Origin of the sequence: Streptomyces sp. NPDC058674 (assembly GCF_042716505.1) — a bacterium.
Lineage (GTDB): Bacteria > Actinomycetota > Actinomycetes > Streptomycetales > Streptomycetaceae > Streptomyces.
The window spans coordinates 29,893-49,490 of the sequence record NZ_JBHXSC010000020.1; the positions used below are offsets into that span (position 1 = coordinate 29,893).

General features: G+C 73.0%; 16 protein-coding genes and 1 pseudogene. 13 read left to right on the plus strand and 4 right to left on the minus strand.

The window, feature by feature from the left end; translation table 11 throughout:
* Positions 1-35: 35 nt before the first annotated feature.
* Positions 36-641: a 2-oxo-4-hydroxy-4-carboxy-5-ureidoimidazoline decarboxylase gene (locus tag ACFWU6_RS13280; protein ID WP_383980851.1), complete on the minus strand. Its 606-nt coding sequence runs from the start codon at positions 639-641 to the stop codon at positions 36-38.
* A gap of 429 nt (positions 642-1,070) precedes the next feature.
* On the opposite strand from ACFWU6_RS13280, the gene ACFWU6_RS13285 reads away from it, so the two are divergent.
* Positions 1,071-1,844, plus strand: a complete 774-nt coding sequence (locus ACFWU6_RS13285; protein ID WP_383980894.1) for an RNA polymerase sigma factor — start codon at positions 1,071-1,073, stop codon at positions 1,842-1,844.
* On the plus strand, positions 1,844-2,935 hold the full coding sequence (locus tag ACFWU6_RS13290; protein WP_383980853.1) for a hypothetical protein: 1,092 nt from the start codon (positions 1,844-1,846) through the stop codon (positions 2,933-2,935). Before ACFWU6_RS13285 ends, ACFWU6_RS13290 begins: the two co-directional genes overlap by 1 nt.
* A gap of 257 nt (positions 2,936-3,192) precedes the next feature.
* Here ACFWU6_RS13290 and ACFWU6_RS13295 read toward each other — a convergent pair whose 3' ends face one another.
* A complete protein-coding gene (locus tag ACFWU6_RS13295; protein ID WP_383807374.1) occupies positions 3,193-4,089 on the minus strand; it encodes a L,D-transpeptidase family protein in 897 nt (298 codons plus the stop codon).
* A 399-nt stretch (positions 4,090-4,488) separates the two neighbouring features.
* Here ACFWU6_RS13295 and leuE point away from each other — a divergent pair, with 399 nt between their 5' ends.
* Positions 4,489-5,139 carry a leucine efflux protein LeuE gene (leuE, locus tag ACFWU6_RS13300; RefSeq protein ID WP_383807372.1) on the plus strand — a complete coding sequence of 217 codons (651 nt, stop codon included), beginning with the start codon at positions 4,489-4,491 and terminating at the stop codon, positions 5,137-5,139.
* Here the strand turns inward: leuE and ACFWU6_RS13305 are convergent.
* Positions 5,132-6,535, minus strand: coding sequence for a polysialyltransferase family glycosyltransferase (locus tag ACFWU6_RS13305; RefSeq protein ID WP_383807369.1), 1,404 nt, complete (start codon positions 6,533-6,535; stop codon positions 5,132-5,134). The two genes, leuE and ACFWU6_RS13305, sit on opposite strands and share 8 nt — an antisense overlap.
* Entirely contained in the window at positions 6,535-7,584 is a 1,050-nt protein-coding gene (locus ACFWU6_RS13310; protein ID WP_383980855.1) for a glycosyltransferase family 2 protein, read from the minus strand. Before ACFWU6_RS13310 ends, ACFWU6_RS13305 begins: the two co-directional genes overlap by 1 nt.
* Positions 7,585-7,760: 176 nt before the next feature.
* On the opposite strand from ACFWU6_RS13310, the gene ACFWU6_RS13315 reads away from it, so the two are divergent.
* The 10 genes and pseudogenes from ACFWU6_RS13315 to ACFWU6_RS13360 all read left to right on the plus strand — a co-directional run bounded on the left by ACFWU6_RS13315 (position 7,761) and on the right by ACFWU6_RS13360 (position 19,590).
* Positions 7,761-9,146 (plus strand): DUF6716 putative glycosyltransferase, encoded by a 1,386-nt coding sequence (locus ACFWU6_RS13315; protein WP_383980857.1) that lies wholly within the window; start codon positions 7,761-7,763, stop codon positions 9,144-9,146.
* 74 nt (positions 9,147-9,220) lie between these two features.
* A pseudogene (locus ACFWU6_RS13320) lies at positions 9,221-9,586 on the plus strand (cytidylyltransferase domain-containing protein); the annotation flags it as partial.
* A 405-nt stretch (positions 9,587-9,991) separates the two neighbouring features.
* Positions 9,992-10,927: an N-acetylneuraminate synthase family protein gene (locus ACFWU6_RS13325; RefSeq protein ID WP_383980896.1), complete on the plus strand. Its 936-nt coding sequence runs from the start codon at positions 9,992-9,994 to the stop codon at positions 10,925-10,927.
* Positions 10,928-11,003: 76 nt separating this feature from the next.
* Positions 11,004-12,212, plus strand: a complete 1,209-nt coding sequence (locus ACFWU6_RS13330; RefSeq protein ID WP_383980859.1) for a hypothetical protein — start codon at positions 11,004-11,006, stop codon at positions 12,210-12,212.
* Between the two features lie 137 nt (positions 12,213-12,349).
* Complete coding sequence (locus tag ACFWU6_RS13335) at positions 12,350-13,594, plus strand: amidohydrolase (RefSeq protein ID WP_383807390.1); 1,245 nt, start codon at positions 12,350-12,352, stop codon at positions 13,592-13,594.
* A 242-nt stretch (positions 13,595-13,836) separates the two neighbouring features.
* The gene (locus ACFWU6_RS13340) at positions 13,837-14,889 is read left to right on the plus strand and encodes a BMP family protein (RefSeq protein WP_383807359.1); all 1,053 of its coding nucleotides are present in this window, start codon (positions 13,837-13,839) and stop codon (positions 14,887-14,889) included.
* Positions 14,890-15,045: 156 nt separating this feature from the next.
* Positions 15,046-16,809 (plus strand): ABC transporter ATP-binding protein, encoded by a 1,764-nt coding sequence (locus ACFWU6_RS13345; protein ID WP_383807356.1) that lies wholly within the window; start codon positions 15,046-15,048, stop codon positions 16,807-16,809.
* Positions 16,806-17,921 (plus strand): ABC transporter permease, encoded by a 1,116-nt coding sequence (locus ACFWU6_RS13350; RefSeq protein WP_383807353.1) that lies wholly within the window; start codon positions 16,806-16,808, stop codon positions 17,919-17,921. Before ACFWU6_RS13345 ends, ACFWU6_RS13350 begins: the two co-directional genes overlap by 4 nt.
* Positions 17,918-19,180 (plus strand): ABC transporter permease, encoded by a 1,263-nt coding sequence (locus tag ACFWU6_RS13355; RefSeq protein WP_383807350.1) that lies wholly within the window; start codon positions 17,918-17,920, stop codon positions 19,178-19,180. Before ACFWU6_RS13350 ends, ACFWU6_RS13355 begins: the two co-directional genes overlap by 4 nt.
* The gene (locus ACFWU6_RS13360) at positions 19,177-19,590 is read left to right on the plus strand and encodes a cytidine deaminase (protein WP_383807347.1); all 414 of its coding nucleotides are present in this window, start codon (positions 19,177-19,179) and stop codon (positions 19,588-19,590) included. The genes ACFWU6_RS13355 and ACFWU6_RS13360 overlap by 4 nt, the downstream gene beginning before the upstream one ends.
* Positions 19,591-19,598 lie beyond the last annotated feature (8 nt).

Genomic DNA, 19,598 nt, shown 5'->3' on the forward strand with positions numbered 1-19,598 from the left:
GGGGTCATCGGTGTGATCAAACAGGCACGGACGGACTATCCCACAGGGGCAAATAGCCCGAATTCCTCCGCAGTCAGGCCATCGGCCGACGTGAGCCAGCGTGTCAGGTCCAGCAGCCGGGTCCGGGAGACACGGCGGAGCTCGTCGGCGGAGATCGAGCGCTCCTCGTCCTCCTCGTGGCCCATCCGGCGCCGGATCGCCGCCAGGAGCTGGTCCGACTGCTCCGCCGGGGGGTGCCCGTCGAGGCAGATCACGAAAGCGTGGCCGAACTTGCGTTCGTACTCCGCGTGGGCCGCGTCGAGGGCCAGCAGGGCGGCGTAGGAGGCGCCGTGGTCCAGTTCCGCCGAGGACTCCGCGGCCAGCGCCTCCGTCAGGTCCGCCTGTGAGAGGTCGTACGAGGCCTCGTCGGCGGCGGCGAGCAGGGCCTCGGGGTCGGGGTACGGGCGGTGCGCGGCCACCCGGTGGGCCCAGCGGCGGCTACCGCAGCAGTGCAGCAGGGCGGCTCGCGCCGTCTCGGGTGGCAGGGTGTTGAACCGCGTCAGCCCGGAGCCGTGGGAGGGGTCGGAGCCGCCACGGGCCTGTGCCGGAAGATGGCTGGACAGCGGGGGGCTCCTCGTGGCGCGGCGCGGGTGTACGGCCACGCTATCGACGTGCGGCCGCGTGTGTCGTACTCATGGGGGGAAATCACCCGGAAGTGAGCCGAAAGGATGACGCGGAGACCTGGTGGCGGGGGCGGAGCGGGCGCGGCGAAGCGGAGGGCGCGTGGAGGTCGGGGCGGAGCACGGCGCGCGGAGCGGTGCGCGGAGCTGTGCGCGGCCCGGTGTGAGGGGCGCCGCGCAGGGGAAGACGACCGAGGCCGCCACCCCCCACAGGAGAGGCCCCGGTCGCCGTCCGTCACGGGCTCGTGCGACAAGCCCGTACCCCTGTCAGCGCCCCGAGTGCGTTTTGTGTCACACCCCGCTCCGCGCAGGGTTGGTTGCTGGTTGTACAACACGTGGACGAGAGGTACTTGAAAGCCGTAACGTGCTGATTTGCGCCACACGTACAGGACAGTGAACGGGTTGGGGACTTTGCTGGGGGACGACGCGGAGCTGACCGCCGCGGTGCTCGCGGCACAGGACGGCGGGGAGGACGCGTTCCGTACTGTGTACCGCGCCGTGCACCCGCGCCTGCTCGGATACGTACGCACGCTCGTCGGCGACGGCGACGCGGAGGACGTGACCTCCGAGGCCTGGCTGCAGATCGCCCGCGACCTCGACTCCTTCACCGGTGACGCCGACCGCTTCCGCGGCTGGGCCGCCCGGATCGCGCGCAACCGCGCCCTGGACCACATCCGGATGCGCGGACGCCGGCCCGCCATCGGCGGCGACGACACCGAGCTCACCGGCTGGGCCGCCGAGTGCGACACGGCGGGCGCGGCCATGGAATCCCTGTCCACCGGCCTGACCATGGCCCTCATCGCCCAGCTTCCGCAGGACCAGGCGGAGGCCGTCGTCCTGCGGGTCGTGGTCGGCCTCGACGCCAAGAGCGCGGCCGAGACCCTCGGCAAGCGGCCGGGCGCCGTACGGACCGCGGCGCACCGGGGACTGAAGAGACTGGCGGAGCTGCTGGGCGCGGAGGGTGTGACGGGATCGACGGGCGATTTCGGGCCGGGGCCGGGAGCGGAGGGGGATCCGGACTCGGACGCGCCGCCTCCGGTCGGCCATAATGCCGGTGGCCAGGCACGGGGCGGCGGGGGCGGGAGGGATCTCGACGCCGTACCCGCCCAGCGCGGCCGTGGCGGGGGCCTCGTAGAACAAACCGGTGTGACGCATTCACGTTGGCGGACGCAGAAGGACATGTGATGGCCGACGAGCGCGACAGGTGGCTGGACAGAGCCGCGGCGGACAGACTGCTGCGCGGAGAACCCGTCGAACCTGTGGGACCGGCCGCCTCTCCCCGCGCCCGTGCCGAGGCCGCCCGCCTCCGCGCCGCCCTCGACATCCTCGCCGAGCCGCCCCCCGGCGGCGGCGAACTGCCCGGCGAGGCCGCGGCGCTGGCCGCCTTCCGCGCGGCCCGGGCGGCGCGCGTGCCGCAGGGTCCCCCCGCCGCCGGCCGTGAGGCCTCCGGCTCCGGCGTGCCCGTGCTCGACCTCGGCCGCCTGACCCCCGTCGCCGCGCCCCGCCCCCGGCGGCACGTGCGCTTCGGCCTCGCGGCCGCCCTGGCCGGCGTGGCGGTGGGCGGGCTGGCCGCCGCGGCCGGAGCCGGGCTGCTGGACCAGAACCGCCACGACAGCGCGGGCCCCGGGCCGGCGACCTCCGTCAGCGCCGAGGGCGACCGGACCCCCGAGGCCGACGGCGCGCCGCCCACCGCCGTCCCCCCGCTGCTCCCCACCCCGCTGCGCGGCGGTACGGCCCCGGCGCCCGGTACCGGCGGCGCGGCCCCCGAGCCGGGCGGGGACGGCCGTACGGAGCCCGGCGGGGAAACCGGCGGGGGAACCGGCGGAGCCTCCTCGGACACCGCCGGGGCGGGCGGCGCGGACGAGGACGCCCGGGCGGACCAGGGCGACCCGGGCGGATCGGCCGAGGGCGACGTCGGCGGCAAGGACGCCGCGGGCGGCTCGGACGGCAACCGGGACACCTTCGCCAACGGCGGGAGCAAGGAGCTCGACCTCGAACGCGACCGGGAGAACCGCCAGTGGGCGGCGTCCCTCTGCGCGGACTACCGGGCCGGACGCCTCGACAAGGACCGCCGGGAGAAGCTCTCGAACCTGGCCCGGGGCCTCACCCGTATCGAGCGCTACTGCGGGGCGGTGCTGGACGGGGGCGCCATGGGCGGGATGCGCGGGGGCGCCCCCGGCGCACCGGGAAGCGCGGGCGACGGCGACGGCGTCTTCCGGGCCCCGACGCTCACCCCGGCCCTGCCGGGCGGTTCGGGCGGGCACGACCGCCGCTGAGGCACGCGCTGACCCGCCTGTAACACTTTTCGAACGCGCGGCGCAGTACATATCGAGCCGACTGGTCATCGGCCGCGCATGAGCCGGGGTTCCCCCCGTACCCCTGGGCTCTGCGCAACCGGCGCGGGCGGGGCACGTTCCCCCGGCCCCGCCCGCGCCTCTCACCTTCCGACCGGTCCCGCCGCCGGGACGGCTGCCGCCGAGGCGGCAGCCGCCGGGCCCGCCGCCGGGGGCGGGCGCCCGGGTGGACGGCGGGATCACCAGTAGACGACGACCTTGTCGCCGACCTGCACCGCGTCGAACAGCGCCGACAGCTTGCCCTTGTCCCGGACGTTGACGCAGCCGTGTGAGGCGCCGGCGTAACCGCGGGCCGCGAAGTCGGCCGAGTAGTGCACCGCCTGGCCGCCGCTGAAGAACATCGCGTACGGCATCGGCGTGTGGTAGAGCGTCGAGGTCCAGTCCTTGGCCTTCCAGCCGACGTTGAACGCGCCCTCGCGGGTCGGGGTGTTCTCCGAACCGAAGCGGACGTCCATCGTCGAGACGACCTTGCCGTCGATCATCCAGGCGAGGGTGCGGCTCTCCTTGCTGATGCACATGACCCGCCCCGTCATGCACTGCGGGTCGGGGGCGTCGACCTCGTTGACGGTCGGCGGGCGCAGCTCCTCCTCGGTCGGCTTCCTCGTGGCGTCCTGGATCCCCTTCCAGGTGGCCTCGTCGACCGAACCGGTGGCGGGCAGGGCGTTCTTCGACTGGAAGGTCCTGACCGCGGAGGTCGTCTTCGAACCGTAGAAGCCGGTGGGCGCGACCGACATCAGCTTGAGCTGCCGCAAGCGGGCCTGGAGGTCGCGCACGAGGTCGCTGTCGTCACCGTTCGCCATGACCTGCTTCACCGTCGGGGAGGGCGAGGAGGAGGCGGAGGCCGGCGCGGACGCCTTGGCCGAGGCCGAGGGCGAGGCAGAGGACGACGGCGAGGCCCCGCCCGGCTTGTCGTCGGCGGTCGGGGAGGCTTCGGGGGAGGCGCCCGCCGTGGGCGTGGCGGAGGCCGGCGAAGGGGAGCCCGCGGCCCCCGGCTTCTGCGGTCCGCAGGCGGTCGCCGCAAGTGCGACGGCGGTGGCCAACCCGAGCGTGCGGATTATGACTCTCTGGCGCTGCATTGCAGTCCCCCGGTTTCTACGTCGTGTAAGTAGGTGATGCCTCGGGTGCGTGGACAGTTGCACAGGGTCCCGGGATGTTGCGCCATCGTGACCGGGCGGCCCGCGGCCGTGGGAGGGGCATTCGCGGAGTCAGGCCTCCAGCGGCAGCTGGGGGAGGTTGTATCAGTTCCGGGACCGGTCGCTCTACGGAGGAACGGCCGATGTCGTGCACGGAGAGCGGAATTCCCACGAACCGGTCTACGGGCCACGGGACCTGACGGATCGGGATTCATCCGTCCAACTGGGCGATCCGGGTGGATTTCCGTACACGCGCGCGCATCGAGGGCGTCGGCACCGGGCGGGCGGCCGGGGCGAAAACACGGGGCAGGGCGGGCGCGACCCTATGGGACACTCCTGCCCATGCTGGGTGTGACAGATCTTCCGACCTATCTCGCCGGCCTGGTGCTGATCGTCCTGCTGCCGGGCCCGAACTCGCTCTACGTGCTGTCCGTCGCGGCGCGGGGCGGCGTGAAGGAGGGCTACAAGGCGGCCTCCGGAGTGTTCACCGGCGACACGGTGCTGATGGTGCTGACCGCCGCCGGGGCGGGCGCGCTGCTCAAGGCGAGCCCGCTGCTCTTCACGGTGGTCAAGTTCCTGGGCGCCGGCTACCTGGCGTGGCTGGCGGTGGGGATGATGCGGGCCGCCTGGACCGTGTGGCGCGACCGCAGGGACCGGCAGGAGGCCCTGCTGGGCGGCCGGGAGCCGGAGGGCGGCACGGAGCGGCCCTACCGGCGGGCGCTGCTGGTGAGCCTGGTCAACCCGAAGGCCATCCTGTTCCTGCTGTCCTTCTTCGTGCAGTTCGTCGACCCGGGATACGCCTACCCGGCGCTGTCGTTCCTGCTGCTCGGCGCGGTGTCGCAGCTGGTGAGCCTGCTCTACCTGTCGACGCTGATCCTCACCGGGACCCGGCTGTCCGCCGCCTTCCGCCGCCGCAAGCGGCTGGCGGCCGGGGCGACCTCGGCGGCGGGCGTGCTCTTCCTGGGCTTCGCGGCCAAGCTCGCCGTCAGCTGAGGGAGCGGCGGGCCCGTCCCGTACGGCGCAGCCGTGCGAGGCGGCGCACCGTCCGGCGGACCGCGGGGCTGCGGGGCAGGAACGACAGCCGGGCCGGGAGGCCGCCCGGCAGGCCCAGCGCGGACAGCCGGCGGCGGGTGACGTACCGCAGCGCGGCGGGGGCGGGCCCCGCGCGCAGGTGGGCCTCGGCCTCCGCCCGCCGGGACGCCAGGATGCGCGGCTGCATGGTGAAGCCGACCGCGGTGAGCAGCCCGGAGAGCTCGGACCGGACCCGGTCGGGGCGCGGCGGAGTCCAGGCGCGGACCGCGTCCGCGTCGGCCAGGTCGGGGAGCAGGGCGTCGACCAGGGCCAGCGGTACGCGGTTGCTGTTCGGGTACGGGGTCAGGCGGGCCAGCACCGCGTCCGTACCGGTCCGGGCCACCGGGAGGCCGTACAGCGTGGCCGCGGTCAGCAGTCCGGTGGAGAAGCAGCCGACGACGAGGGCGGGGCGCAGCCGCTGGTAGAGCGTCTCGGCCAGCACCGGAGCGGCGGCCACGGTCAGCCGGGCGCCGAGCCGCTCGGCCTCCTGCTCCGCGCCGCGGGAATAGGCGGCCGGGGCGCTGGGGTGCGGTTTGAAGACCAGCTCGCGGTGGCCGAGGGCGTGCGCGCCGCGGACCATCGCGATGTGGAGCCGTTCCTCCTCGTCCGGGGTCATGAGGTCGAGCGCGGCGAGGTACTGGCCGAGGAGGAGGGCCGGGGGAGCGGCGGACGGAGCGGGCGCGACGGGACGCGGGAGGTCGGCGGCGTCGGTGACGTCGGCGAGGTCCGCGTGGTCGGCGAGTTCCGCGAGGACCTTGAGCAGCGGCTCCGCGGGCAGGGGCTCCGCCCGCACCCCGAACTCCGTCAGCAGCAGCGGCTCCAGCCCCGGCACCAGGTCCGGGTGGAGCACCCGCCGGACCCGCATCCCGAGCTGCGGGTCGAGGCGGAAGCGGGTGGGCCCGTAACTCATCAGCCCGTCGGCGTACACGTCCACCGCGGCCCCGGGGAAGAGCGTGCACAGGGTCTGGGCCGGGGGCACCTGGAGGGACTCCACGACCAGTTCGACGCGGTCGTCACCGAGCCCCCACAGGGCGCGCAACTGGCGCTCCCACAGCGGGACGTCCTCCGTGCGCGGGGCCCAGGTGCTCGGGTGCTGCGGGGCGATGACGGCGTTCCAGTCGAGTACCTCGTCGAAGCGGCCGCGCAGGGCGGTGAAGCCCGGCATGTCGGCGAGCCCGGGGGAGATCTCGGCGGTGACGGCGTGGTTGCTGGTCAGCAGGATGCGCCGGCCCGCGGGCGGGAAGGAGCCCCCGTCGATGCCGGCCGCGAGCGTGGCCGCGCCGTAGAGGGTGGAGGCCAGGAAGATCTGGGTGGGCATCAGGCGCTCGCCCCCGACGGCGCGCGCAGGCCCCGGCGGCCGAGCGGACCGAGCGGGCCCCGGCGGCCGAGCGGGCCCCGGCGGCCGAGCGGGCCCCGGCCGCGTCGCACGCGGCGCAGCAGGGTGGAGCGTTCCAGGTCCATCGTGTCCAGGACGTGGTCCAGTACGTCCTGGGGCATGCGGTCGAGCGCGGCCGCGCCCATGATGCGGAGTTTCCTGGCCACGGCCGGTTCGTACCTTTCGATCGAGCCGAAATGGTGCGCGATGATTGCGCAATACGTTCGGACGGCCTTCGGCGTCAGCCGATCCGATTCCCGGTCCGACGCGGTGTCCGAGAGGACTTGATCGAATGCGCGGATGAAATCGAGCTGCCGTTCGTCGCCGATCTGCGTCAACGAGGTGGAAACCCCGCGGCGGTAGAAGACCCCGGGCGTTCCGACGGCAGCGAAGGAGTCGGCCTCCCGGTGCAGCCGCCAGATCCACGGCCGGTCCTCCGCCGTCCGCAGCCCGTCGGTGAAGCGCAGCACCCCGCGGTCCAGCAGCCGCCGGTGGTACATGCCGGCCCAGGCGTACGGATAGTCCACCGAGGTGGCCCGGTCGGCCGGCAGGATCGCCGTGCGCGGATCGGCGACGACCGACTGCGGGCCGTACGGGACGCGCTGCACGCTCCGCTCCCGGCCGGTGCAGCGCACATGGTCGGTACGGACGAAGTCACAGGCCAGGGCCTCGATGGCGGCCAACACCCGGGCCAGGTGCCCGGGGGCCAGCCAGTCGTCCCCGTCCAGGAAGGCGAGGTACTCGCCGCGGGCCGCGTCCAGTCCCGTGTTGCGCGCCGTGGCCAGGCCGGCGTTCCGCCCGTGTCTGAGGTGCACCGCCCCGGGCAGCGTGCGCGCGGCCCGCTCCAGCAGTTCGCCGGTCCCGTCCGTCGAGCAGTCGTCGACGAGCAGGAACTCGAAATCGTCCCGGGCGTTGGCCTCGAGGCTCCGCAGGGCATCCGGTGCGTACGTCAGGACGTTGTAGAACGGCACGACAACAGAGAGCTTGGGCACCTGCGAGACATTAGGGGGCGGTGCGGCATTCACCGTGGCCCGTGTGCGGATTCCATGTGAACGACGCGGGGCGGGAGTCTTAACCCACACGCTTTCGCACTTCTCCGACCGGTTGTTAACCGGCTGTTGTGCGTTCGTTGGGCCGGTCACCGGCATCGCGGAATAGTTTCTGCCGCGTGCCAGAACGCAAGCTGCGCGTCGCCGTGCTCGCCGATTCCGATACGCGATGGAAATGGGGTGCGCTCACCGCCCGCCGTCTCGTGCCCGACCACCGGCTCACCGGATACCTGTTGCGCGGCCGGGCCACGCCCACCGCCCGCCAGCTCGGCGAGGTGGGGGTCAGTGCCGACCGGCTGACCGAGGTGACCTGTGCCGGATTCCTCGCCGAGATCGAGCGCGAGGACTACGACGTGGTCGTCCTCGCCCTGGTCGGCGGGGCGGTCCAGGCCGTCCTGCACGGGGCCCGCGCCCTGTGGCCGGCCCCGGGACGGCGGCCCGTGCTCGTCACCGGATACGTGGGCGTCGTGTACGAGAAGCTCGCCGACGGGCTGCTGCTGCGGCACGGCGCCGATCTCGTCCTCGCCAACTCCCGCCACGACGCGGAGCGGTTCCGCGCCGTGTACGAGGGGGTGGGCGCCGACGCGGGCGCCGTCACCGAGACCGCGCTGCCCTTCCTGGGCGGGGCGCCGTACGACCCCGGGGGCCGCTCCGCGCAGCGGGTGGTCTTCGCCGTCCAGCCCTCCGTGCCGGACGGCCGCGCCGACCGCGCGTACCTGCTGGAGCGGGCGGTGCGACACGCGCGGCTGCACCCCGGCCGGGAGGTGCTGATCAAGCTGCGCAGCCGTCCCGGGGAGCACACCACGCACCTGGAGGAGCAGCCCTACCAGCGGCTGGCGGAGCGAATCCCGGGCGGGCTGCCGGCCAACTGCCGCCTGGTGTACGGGAACATGGGGAAGGTGCTGGACGGCGCCGACCTGCTGGTCACCGTCTCGTCCACCGCGGCCCTGGAGTCCCTGCACCGCTCCATCCCGACGGCGGTCCTCACCGACCTCGGCGTCCGAGAGGCCCTCGGCAACCACCACTTCCTCGGCTCGGGCTGCCTGGCCTCGTGGGACCAGCTGGACGCGGGGCTGCTCCCGCAGGGCGACCCGGAGTGGCTCCACGCCCAGGGCGTCCGGCCAGAGCCGGCCGGCGCGGACTCCGAGGTCGTCCCGGCCGCCGGTTCCGGGGCGGGGCCGGTCTCCGCCGGGGCGTCCGGGTCCGTGCGGGACGCGTACGCCGCCGCCCGGGCGCGGGTCGCGGAGCTGGCGGCCGCCGGGCAGCTGCCGCCCCCGCGGCCGTACTACACGCCCACCACCGCCCCCGGTTACCTGCCGGGCATCCTGGCGCGGCACCACCTCGCACCCGACGGGACCCCGCTGCCCGGCGCCGTGCGCGACACCGCGCGGGAGTCCCGGCTGCGCCGCCGCCTGCGCGCCCACCTGCGCGAGGCCGCCCGCGGGGCGTACCGGCACGGGGTCCAGCGGGTCGCCCCCGTGATCCGCCGCCTGGGGGAGCTGTGACCGGAGCCCGGCCCTCGCCGCCCGCCCGCCCCGGGCCCGACGCGGCCCCCGCCCCCCGGCCGGCGGCGCCGCGGGTGCTCGCCGTCGTACCCGCTCGGGGCGGCTCCAAGGGGGTGCCCGGCAAGAACCTCGCCGAGGTCGCCGGGGTGCCGCTCGTGGCCCGCGCCGTCCGGGCCTGCCTGGCCGCGCCGACCGTCACCGACGTGGTGGTCTCCACCGACTCCGCCGAGATCGCCGCCGCCGCCCGCGCCGCCGGCGCGCAGGCCCTCGCCCGCCCCGCCGCCATCGCCGGCGACACCGCGAGCAGCGAGGCCGCCGTCCTGCACGCGCTCACCGCCTTCGAGGAGCTGCACCGGGCCACCGTGGACGTGGTCCTGCTCGTCCAGTGCACCAGCCCCTTCCTCACCGCCTCCGACGTGGAGTCCGTCGCCGCCGCCGTCGCCTCCGGGGAGGCCGACTCGGCGCTGGCCACGGCTCCCTTCCACGGCTTCCTCTGGCGGGAGCGCCCCGACGGCTCCGCGGCCGGGGTCAACCACGAGGAGGCGTACCGCCCCCGTCGCCAGGACCGCACGCAGGACCTGCTGGAGACCGGCGCCGCCTACGCGATGGACGCCCCGGGCTTCCGCACCGCCCGCCACCGGTTCTTCGGCCGGGTCCTGCCCGTGGCCACCGACCCCGCACGGGTCCTGGAGGTCGACGACCCGCACGACCTGGCCCGCGCCCGCCTGCTCGCCCCCCTCCTCGACCCCCTGTCCCCGCACCCCGCCGTCACCCCGCACCCCGCTGTCACCCCGCACCCCGTCCCCACCGCACCCCCCGCACCCACGCGAAGGACCGCACCTGCCATGACCGACACCGCCCGCTCCGACGCCCGCCTGCGCACCTTCGGATCGCGCACCGCCGGACCCGGCCGCCCCGTCTACGTCGTCGGCGAGATCGGCATCAACCACAACGGCGACCTGGGCACCGCCCTCGCCCTGGTCGACGCCGCCGCCGAAGCCGGCTGCGACGCCGTGAAGTTCCAGAAGCGCACCCCCGAGATCTGCACCCCGCGCGACCAGTGGGACATCGAACGCGACACCCCCTGGGGCCGGATGACCTACATCGAGTACCGCCACCGCGTCGAGTTCGGCGAGGACGAGTACCGCTCCATCGACGCGCACTGCGCCCTGCGCGGCATCGACTGGTTCGCCTCCCCCTGGGACACCGAGGCCGTCGCCTTCCTGGAGAAGTTCGACGTCCCCGCCCACAAGGTGGCCTCCGCCTCCCTCACCGACGACGAGCTGCTGCGCGCCCTGCGCGCCACCGGCCGCACCGTCGTCCTGTCCACCGGCATGTCCACCCCGAAGCAGATCCGCCACGCGGTGGAGGTGCTGGGCAGCGACAACATCCTTCTCTGCCACGCCACTTCCACCTACCCGGCCAAGGCGGAGGAGCTCAACCTGCGGGTGATCAACACCCTGCAGGACGAGTACCCCAACGTCCCGATCGGCTACTCCGGCCACGAGACCGGCCTGCAGACCACCCTGGCCGCCGTCGCCCTGGGCGCCTCCTTCGTCGAGCGGCACATCACCCTCGACCGCGCGATGTGGGGCTCGGACCAGGCCGCCTCCGTCGAGCCGGGCGGACTGGCCCGCCTGGTCCGCGACATCCGCACCATCGAGACCGCGCTCGGCGACGGCGTCAAGCGGGTCTACGCCTCCGAGCTCGGCCCCATGAAGAAGCTCCGCCGCGTGCAGGGCGAGCAGCCGGCAGCCCCGGGCGCGCCCGCCGCCGTCTGACCGCCCACCGGTCGCGGCGCCCGGTTCCGGCCCGGTCCGGCGCGTACGAGTTCCGCCCCCAGACGAGGAGTACGTGGTGTCCCCTTCCGTCCCCGCCCTGGCGTTCGTCGAGAGCCCGGTCCAACTCCTGAACGTCCTGGAGTGGGCACACGCCCGGTCCGCCGCCGCGGCGGGCCCAGGCCGGCTGCTCGGCGCCATCCCGCGCCAGGCCCGCGACTGCGGCACGTCCGTCCCCGCCCCGGCTCCCGAGGGCCCGGCACCCGAGGGCACGCCGGCCGTGGGCGCGGCGCCCCGGTGCGCCGCCGATGCGCTGCGGATCGTCGTACTGCCCCCCACCGACCCCATGTCCCGCGGCCAACTGCGCCGGATGGCCGCGCTGGCCCGGGACGAGGGCCACGAGGTCCGCTGGCAGGAGGCCCGCGGCGGCCGGCTCGCCCCGCTCAAGGCCCTCGCCGCGCTGGTCGGCGACGTGCGCGCGGCGCACACCGTCGTCGTCGGCGACCCCTTCTCCCGCTACGTGCAGCTGCTGCTCACCCTGGTGCGCGCCGAGCGGCTGGTCGTGGTCGACGACGGGACCGCCACCATGGAGTTCGTCGCCCGGACGGCCCGCGGCGAGCGCCTCGTACGCTGGCACCGGGCCGGCGGCGGGGGCCTGCCCGGCCGCGTCCGGGAGCTGGCGTACGCGCCCGTCTCGACCACCGCGCGGCGCCGCTTCACGCCGCGCGAGGGCCGCGGCCGCAGCGTGGAGCTGTTCAGCTCGATGCCGGTGACCGTCCACGGCGCCATGACGATGCGGGTCAACGACTTCGCCTGGACCCGGGCCCGCTTCGGACCGCCCCGTCTGACCAGGGGCACCGACCTGGTCGGCACCTCGCTCGTGGAGACCGGGGTGGTCGATCCCGACCGCTACCTGGACGCGGTGCGCCATCTGGCCGTCGAGCACGGGGCCGCCCGCTACTTCGCGCACCGCCGGGAGTCCCCCGAGAAGCTGCGCGCGCTCAGCGAGGCCACCGGGCTGGAGATCGTCCGCCCGGACCTGCCGCTGGAGCTGATCGCCCGGCGCGGACCGGTGGGCCGCACCATCGTCAGCTTTCCGTCCACGGTCGTCCACACCCTGCCCTACGCACTGAGCGGTACCGGCGTCACCGTCGCCGTATGCGATGTCGAGCCGTCCTGGCTCGCCGGGTCCGCGTCGCCGCGCGCCCGCGGCTTCCTCGCGGGGGTCTCCGACAGCGCCCGCGATGTGCGCAGACTCCCTGCCCAGACGGCTCCGGCAGCCGGATGAGCGCGCGAGTTTACCCCCGTGCGCGTCCGGTCATGCGTCCGGCCGCCGGGTTTCTTTCCCCTAACGGCATGAACTTTTTGTGATCTCCAGCCAGTTGGCCTGTCCGTGCGCATACCCTTCAACGGGTGAACCAGTTGATGTCCCGCGAGTCCCAGACCGCCCAGCCCGCCGCGTCCGACCGGCCCGAGCTGCCCGGCCAGCTTCCGGACCACCTGCGTGCCGAACTGATCGCCTTCCGCCGGGATCTGCACATGCACCCCGAGCTCGGGCACCAGGAGTTCCGTACCACGGCCGCCATCAGGGCCCGGCTGGAGCAGGCCGGCCTGCGACCACGGGTGCTGAAGTCCGGAACCGGCCTCATCTGTGACGTGGGCACCTGGGACGGGGTACGCCCCATGCTGGCGCTCCGCGCGGACATCGACGCCCTGCCCATTCCGGACGCCAAGACGCACGTCGCGTACCGCTCGACCTTCCCGGACCGGGCCCACGCCTGCGGCCACGACGTGCACACCACCGTGGTCCTCGGCGCCGGGCTGGTCCTCGCCGAGCTCGACCGCCAGGGCCTGCTGCCCCACCCCGTGCGGCTGCTGTTCCAGCCCGCCGAGGAAGTGCTCCCGGGCGGGGCCACCGAGGCCATCGAGGCGGGGGTCCTGGACGGCGTCGGCAAGATCGTCGCACTGCACTGCGACCCCCGGGTCGACGCGGGGCGGATCGGGCTGCGGGCCGGCGCCATCACCTCGGCCTGCGACCGGTTGGAGGTCAGCCTCTCCGGCCCCGGCGGGCACACCGCGCGACCGCACCTGACCACCGACCTGGTGACCGCGGCCGCCCGGGTGGCCCTGGACGTCCCGGCGGTGCTGTCGCGCCGGATGGACGCCCGCTCGGGCATGTCGGTCACCTGGGGCCGGATCGAGGCCGGGCACGCCTGCAACGTCATCCCGATGCACGCCGAGCTCTCCGGCACCGTGCGGTGCCTGGACCTGGGCGCCTGGCACGAGGCCCCCGACATGATCCACGCGGCGATCGACGAGGTCGCGACGATGCACGGGGCCAAGTTCGAGATCAACCACGTCCGCGGCGTGCCCCCGGTGGTGAACGACCCGGCGGTCACCGAGCTGCTCCGCGAGGCGATGGGCGTGCGCCGCGGGGCGGAGGCGGTCGAGGACACCGAGCAGAGCCTGGGCGGGGAGGACTTCTCCTGGTACCTGGAGCACGTCCCGGGCGCGATGGCCCGGCTGGGCGTCCGCACCCCCGGCGACACCGCCAAGAGGGACCTGCACCGGGGCGATTTCGACGTCGACGAGTCCGCGATCCAGGTCGGCGTGGAGTTCTTCACGGCCGCGGTCCTGCTCGACGGCCGCCGCGCCCGGCCCACCGCATAGGGGCTCGGGGCAGAGCTCCGGGCAAGCTCCGTACAACATCCGCCGAACGCGCGGCGGAGGTGTCCGGCCCTTGGTACACAAGGGCTGGGCACGGTGGGAGTCACCAATCGGTCACTGTCCGGTTCGCGACGATCCGATAACGACTCATGAACGGGCCTTTAACTGACATCTACGCGCGTTACGATCGCCGCGAAACCAGCGCCGGTCGTGGCGCTTCGGTCAGGTTTTGAAGGAGCCTCCCCTTGCGCCGGATCACCAGGATCGCCACCGTGGGCCTCGCGTCCACGGCGCTGGCCCTCTCGGCCACCGCCTGCGGTGGTAAGAAGTCGTCGGACACCGGATCGACGGACTCGAAGGAAGCCACCGCCGCCATCGCGTACGACATCGGCGGCCGCGGCGACCAGTCGTTCAACGACGCCGCCTACGCCGGCCTGCAGAAGGCCGAGACCGACCTCAAGGTCAAGGGCGCCGAGGCGGAGCCCACCGACGGCGAGGGCGAGGCCGACAAGGTCCAGCGCCTCACCGAGCTCGCCCGCAAGGGCAACAACCCGGTCATCGGCGTCGGCTTCGCCTACGCCCCGGCCGTCGCGAAGGTCGCGAAGAAGTTCCCGAACACCACCTTCGGGCTCATCGACGACCTCTCGGTGACCGACAAGAACATCGCCAACCTGGTCTTCAACGAGGAGCAGGGCTCCTACCTGGCCGGCGTCGCCGCCGCCAAGGTGACCAAGACCGGCACGGTCGGCTTCATCGGCGGTGTCGAGACCCCGCTGATCAAGAAGTTCGAGGCGGGCTTCACCCAGGGCGTCCAGGACACCAACCCGAGCGCCAAGGTACTCACCCAGTACCTGACCCAGCCGCCGGACTTCACCGGTTTCGCCAAGCCCGACCTCGGCAAGGCGACCGCGCAGGGCCAGCTCGCCAAGGGCGCGGACGTCATCTACGCCGCCGCGGGCGGCGCCGGTGCCGGTTCCATCGAGGCCGCGGCCACCGCGGGCAAGTGGGCCATCGGCGTCGACTCGGACCAGTACAACCAGGCCGGTCTGTCGAAGTACAAGGAAAAGATCCTGACGTCGGTCACCAAGGACGTCTCGGACTCCGTCTACAACCTGATCAAGTCGGTCCAGGACGGCAAGCCGCAGAACGGTGAAGTCCGTTACGGCCTGGACGTGGACGGTGTCGGCCTGGCCGACTCCAACCCGGAGTTCAAGAAGATGACCGAGGTCACCGCCGCGGTCGAGAAGGCGAAGGCCGACATCATCGCCAAGAAGATCACCGTCAAGACCGCACCGTAAGGTCGTCTGCGACGTGTAGTCGTGGTCTCCGGGGTCCGGAAGGCGGTCTCTGCCGCTGCCGGGCCCCGAGCCGCGTCTCGTGACGTCATGGTCCGTGTCACCCGTGGCCAGTCGGCCGCAAGTTTTCACTTTCGACAGTGCTACGCGCGTAGAGGCATGGTGGACGCGATACCGTCCTGCTCCCGCCCCCCGCACGGCCGATCCGCCCTGTCTTCCCCCCTGCCTCCACTCCTTCCGTGCCAAGGAGAGTGCGTCATCAACGCGTCCAGCCCGCCCCTCGCCGTCGAACTGCACGGCATCACCAAGCGCTTCCCCGGCGTCGTCGCCAACAAGGACATCGCGATCACCGTCCGCAAGGGCACGGTCCACGCCCTCGTCGGTGAGAACGGCGCCGGCAAGTCGACCCTGATGAAGATCCTCTACGGCATGCAGAAGCCGGACGAGGGCACCATCGCCATCGACGGCGAGCAGGTCTCCTTCACCAGCCCCGGCGATGCCATCGCCCGCGGCATCGGCATGGTGCACCAGCACTTCATGCTCGCCGACAACCTCACCGTCCTGGAGAACGTGGTTCTCGGCGGCGAGAAGCTGTACGGCATCGGCGCCAAGGCCCGCAAGAAGATCAAGGAGATCTCGGACGCGTACGGCCTCGGCGTGCGTCCCGACGCCCTGGTCGAGGACCTCGGCGTGGCCGACCGCCAGCGCGTGGAGATCCTCAAGGTCCTCTACCGCGGCGCGAAGATCCTCATCCTCGACGAGCCGACCGCCGTGCTCGTGCCGCAGGAGGTGGACGCCCTCTTCGACAACCTGCGCGAGCTCAAGTCCGAGGGCCTGACCGTCATCTTCATCTCGCACAAGCTGGGCGAGGTCCTGAAGGTCGCGGACGACATCACCGTCATCCGCCGCGGCACCACGGTGGGCACCGCCGATCCGCGCAGCACGACGCCCAAGCAGCTCGCCGAGCTGATGGTCGGCGCCGAGCTGCCCTCCCCGGAGACCCGCGAGTCGACCGTGACGGACGTCCCGATGCTGACGGTCGAGCGCCTGACCGTCGCCGAGGGCAACGCCCCCGTCGTCGCCGAGGACACCGCGCGCTCCCCGGAGCCGGTGGGCACCAACGTCCGCGAAGCGGCCCCGGCCGGCCGCCTGCTGCTGGACGACATCAGCTTCACGATCCACAAGGGCGAGATCCTCGGCATCGCCGGTGTCGAGGGCAACGGCCAGACCGAGCTGATCGAAGCCCTGATGGGCATGAGCTCGGCCGACGCCGGCGTGATCACGCTCGACGGCCGGGACATCACCCGGCAGCCCGTCCGCAAGCGCCGCGAGGGAGGCATCGGGTACATCCCCGAGGACCGCCACCGCCACGGCCTGCTGCTGGAGTCCCCGCTCTGGGAGAACCGCATCCTCGGCCACGTCACCGAGGCGCCCAACTCCAGGCGCGGCATCCTCGACCCGAAGGCGGCCCGCAAGGACACCGAGCGGATCGTGCGCGAGTACGACGTCCGCACGCCCGGCATCGAGGCCACCGCGGCCTCGCTCTCCGGCGGCAACCAGCAGAAGCTGATCGTCGGCCGTGAGATGAGCCACAACCCGAAGTTCCTCATCGCCGCCCACCCCACCCGCGGTGTGGACGTCGGCGCGCAGGCGCAGATCTGGGACGCGATCCGCGAGGCCCGCCGCGACGGACTCGCCGTGCTGCTGATCTCCGCCGACCTGGACGAGCTGATCGGCCTGTCCGACACCCTGCGCGTGATCTACCGCGGCCGCCTGGTCGCGGACGCCGACCCCGCGACCGTCACCCCGGAGGAGCTCGGCACCGCCATGACGGGCGCCGCCTCCGGGCACCTGGAAGCCACCGACAACCACTCCGACGGCACCGACGCCGGTGCCGATGCCCCGGAGGACGAGGCCCGATGAAGAAATTCGACAAGGACCGGCTGCTCCTCGGCATCGCCGGACCCGCGCTCGCCCTGGTCACCGCGTTCCTGCTGACCATGATCGTGCTCGCGGCGACGGGCGTGGACCCGATCGACCCGCTGCGGATCATGGTGGAGAACGCGGGCTACGAGGACGTACAGGTCCTCATCGTGAACCAGGCCGGCACGTACTACCTGGCCGCCCTGGCCGTGGCCATCGGCTTCCGGATGAACCTCTTCAACATCGGCGTCGACGGCCAGTACCGTCTCGCGGCGATGCTGTCGGCGGTCGTCGGCGCGGCCGTGACGCTGCCCGGCCCGCTGCACATCCTGCTGATCGTGCTCGTCGCGATGATGGTCGGCGCCTTCTGGTCCGGCATCGCCGGTGTGCTGAAGGCCAAGCGCGGCGTCAGCGAGGTCGTCTCCACGATCATGCTGAACGCCATCGCGACCAGCCTGATCGCCTGGATGATCCTGCCCAAGAACCTCGGCGTGCAGCCGGAGGGCTCCAACGACCTCACCACGGGCGCCATCGCGGAGTCGGGCTGGTTCCCGGCCCTGACCATCGGTGACGGCCTGGAGATCTACGGCTTCACCTTCGTCGCCTTCGCCCTCGGCGTCGTCTACTGGTTCGTCCTCAACCGCACCCGCTTCGGCTTCGACCTGCGCGCCACCGGCGCCAGCGAGACCGCCGCCCAGGCCTCCGGTGTGGACGCCAAGAAGATGATCATCACCTCGATGCTCATCTCCGGCGCCGTCGCCGGCCTCGCGGGCATGCCCGTGCTGCTCGGCGAGAGCCACACGTACAGCCTGTCCTTCCCGGTCGGCGTCGGCTTCACCGGCATCACCATCGCGCTCCTGGGCCGCAACAGCCCGGTCGGCATCCTCCTGGCCGCGTTCCTGATGGCCTTCATCGACAAGGCCTCGGCCTCGCTCGACACGGAGGGGTACGCCAAGGAGATCGGCACGATCATGAAGGGCCTGATCGTGATCGCGGTCGTCGTCTCCTACGAACTCGTCCGCCGCTACGGGATCCGCCGCCAGCAGCAGAAGGTCGGCGAGGAACTCGCCGCCGGCGGCGCCATCAAGACCGACAAGGAGGTCGCGGCGTGAGCACCAGCACCGTTTCCGCGACGCACGCCGCCCCGAAGAAGGCGGACGGCCGCAAGAAGCTCACCCTGCCGTGGATCATGCTGATCATCGCGGGCGGCCTCGCGCTGGTCTCGCTGGTCCGCGTGATCAGCGGCGCCGACGACCTGACCTCGGTCGGCCAGGTCTCCGGAGCCCTCCAGCTCGCCGTGCCGATCGGCCTCGCCGGACTCGGCGGCCTGTGGGCGGAGCGGGCCGGCGTCGTCAACATCGGCCTCGAAGGCATGATGATCCTCGGCACCTGGTTCGGTGCCTGGGCGGGCTACCAGTGGGGTCCCTGGACCGGCGTCCTCGTCGGCATCCTCGGCGGCGTCATCGGCGGCCTGCTGCACGCGATCATCACCGTGACGTTCAACGTCAACCACATCGTCTCCGGCGTCGCCATCAACATCCTGGCGCTGGGCTTCACCCAGTACCTGTCGAACTTCACGTTCGCCGAGGCGCCCGGCGGCTCCTCCAAGCAGTCGCCGCGCATCGAGGACATCGCCAGGATCAACCTCGGCGGCCTCTCCGACTGGCTCGCCACCGTCCAGGGCAAGCACTGGTTCTTCGTCTCGGACCTCGCGGGCGTCCTCGGCGGCCTGGTCACCAACCTCTCGCCGCTGACCCTCATCGCCGTGCTGCTGATCCCGGGCACCTGGTGGGTGCTGTGGCGGACCGCCTTCGGCCTGCGGCTGCGCTCCTGCGGCGAGAACCCGGTCGCCGCGGAGTCGCTGGGCGTGAACGTCTACAAGTACAAGTACATCGCGGTGCTCGTCTCGGGCGGGCTGGCCGGCTTCGGCGGCGCCATCCTCGCGATCACCACGGGCATCTACCAGGAGGGCCAGACCGGCGGCCGCGGCTACATCGGCCTCGCCGCGATGATCTTCGGTAACTGGCTGCCCGGCGGCACGGCACTGGGCGCGGGCCTCTTCGGCTTCATCGACAGCCTCAAGCTCCGCGGCGGCGCCGAGAACGTCCACGCCATGCTGCTGCTGATCGCGATCCTGCTGGTCCTGGTCACCGCCTGGCAGCTGTACCGGAAGAAGTACCTCCAGGCGGGCGTCGCGGCGCTCTTCGCGGCGCTGCTCTTCGTCTGGTACGCGACGACCGACGGCGTGCCGAGCCAGTTCGTGGACGCCGCTCCGTACGTGACCACCCTGCTGGTGCTCGCCCTGTCGGCGCAGCGGCTGCGGATGCCGAAGGCGGACGGCCTGCCGTACCGCAAGGGCCAGGGCAAGTGACGGCCCCGTCGGCCGGACCGGCTCCGGCCGTGGACTGGGAGGCCCTGCGGGTCGCCGCCCGGGACGCGATGTCCCGCGCGTACGCGCCCTACTCGGGCTTCCCGGTCGGGGTCGCCGCCCGGGTGGACGACGGCCGGGTCGTGACCGGCTGCAACGTCGAGAACGCCAGTTACGGGCTGGGCCTGTGCGCCGAGTGCGGGCTGGTCTCCTCCCTCCATGCCACCGGCGGCGGCCGGCTCACGCACTTCACGTGCGTGGACGGCAAGGGCGACATCCTCGTCCCCTGTGGCCGCTGCCGGCAGCTGCTGTACGAGTTCGGCGGCCCCGAGCTCCTGGTGGAGACCCCGGACGGCATCCTGCCGCTGGCTGCGATGCTGCCGCAGGCCTTCGGGCCCGACCACCTGAGATAGCCGTGCGA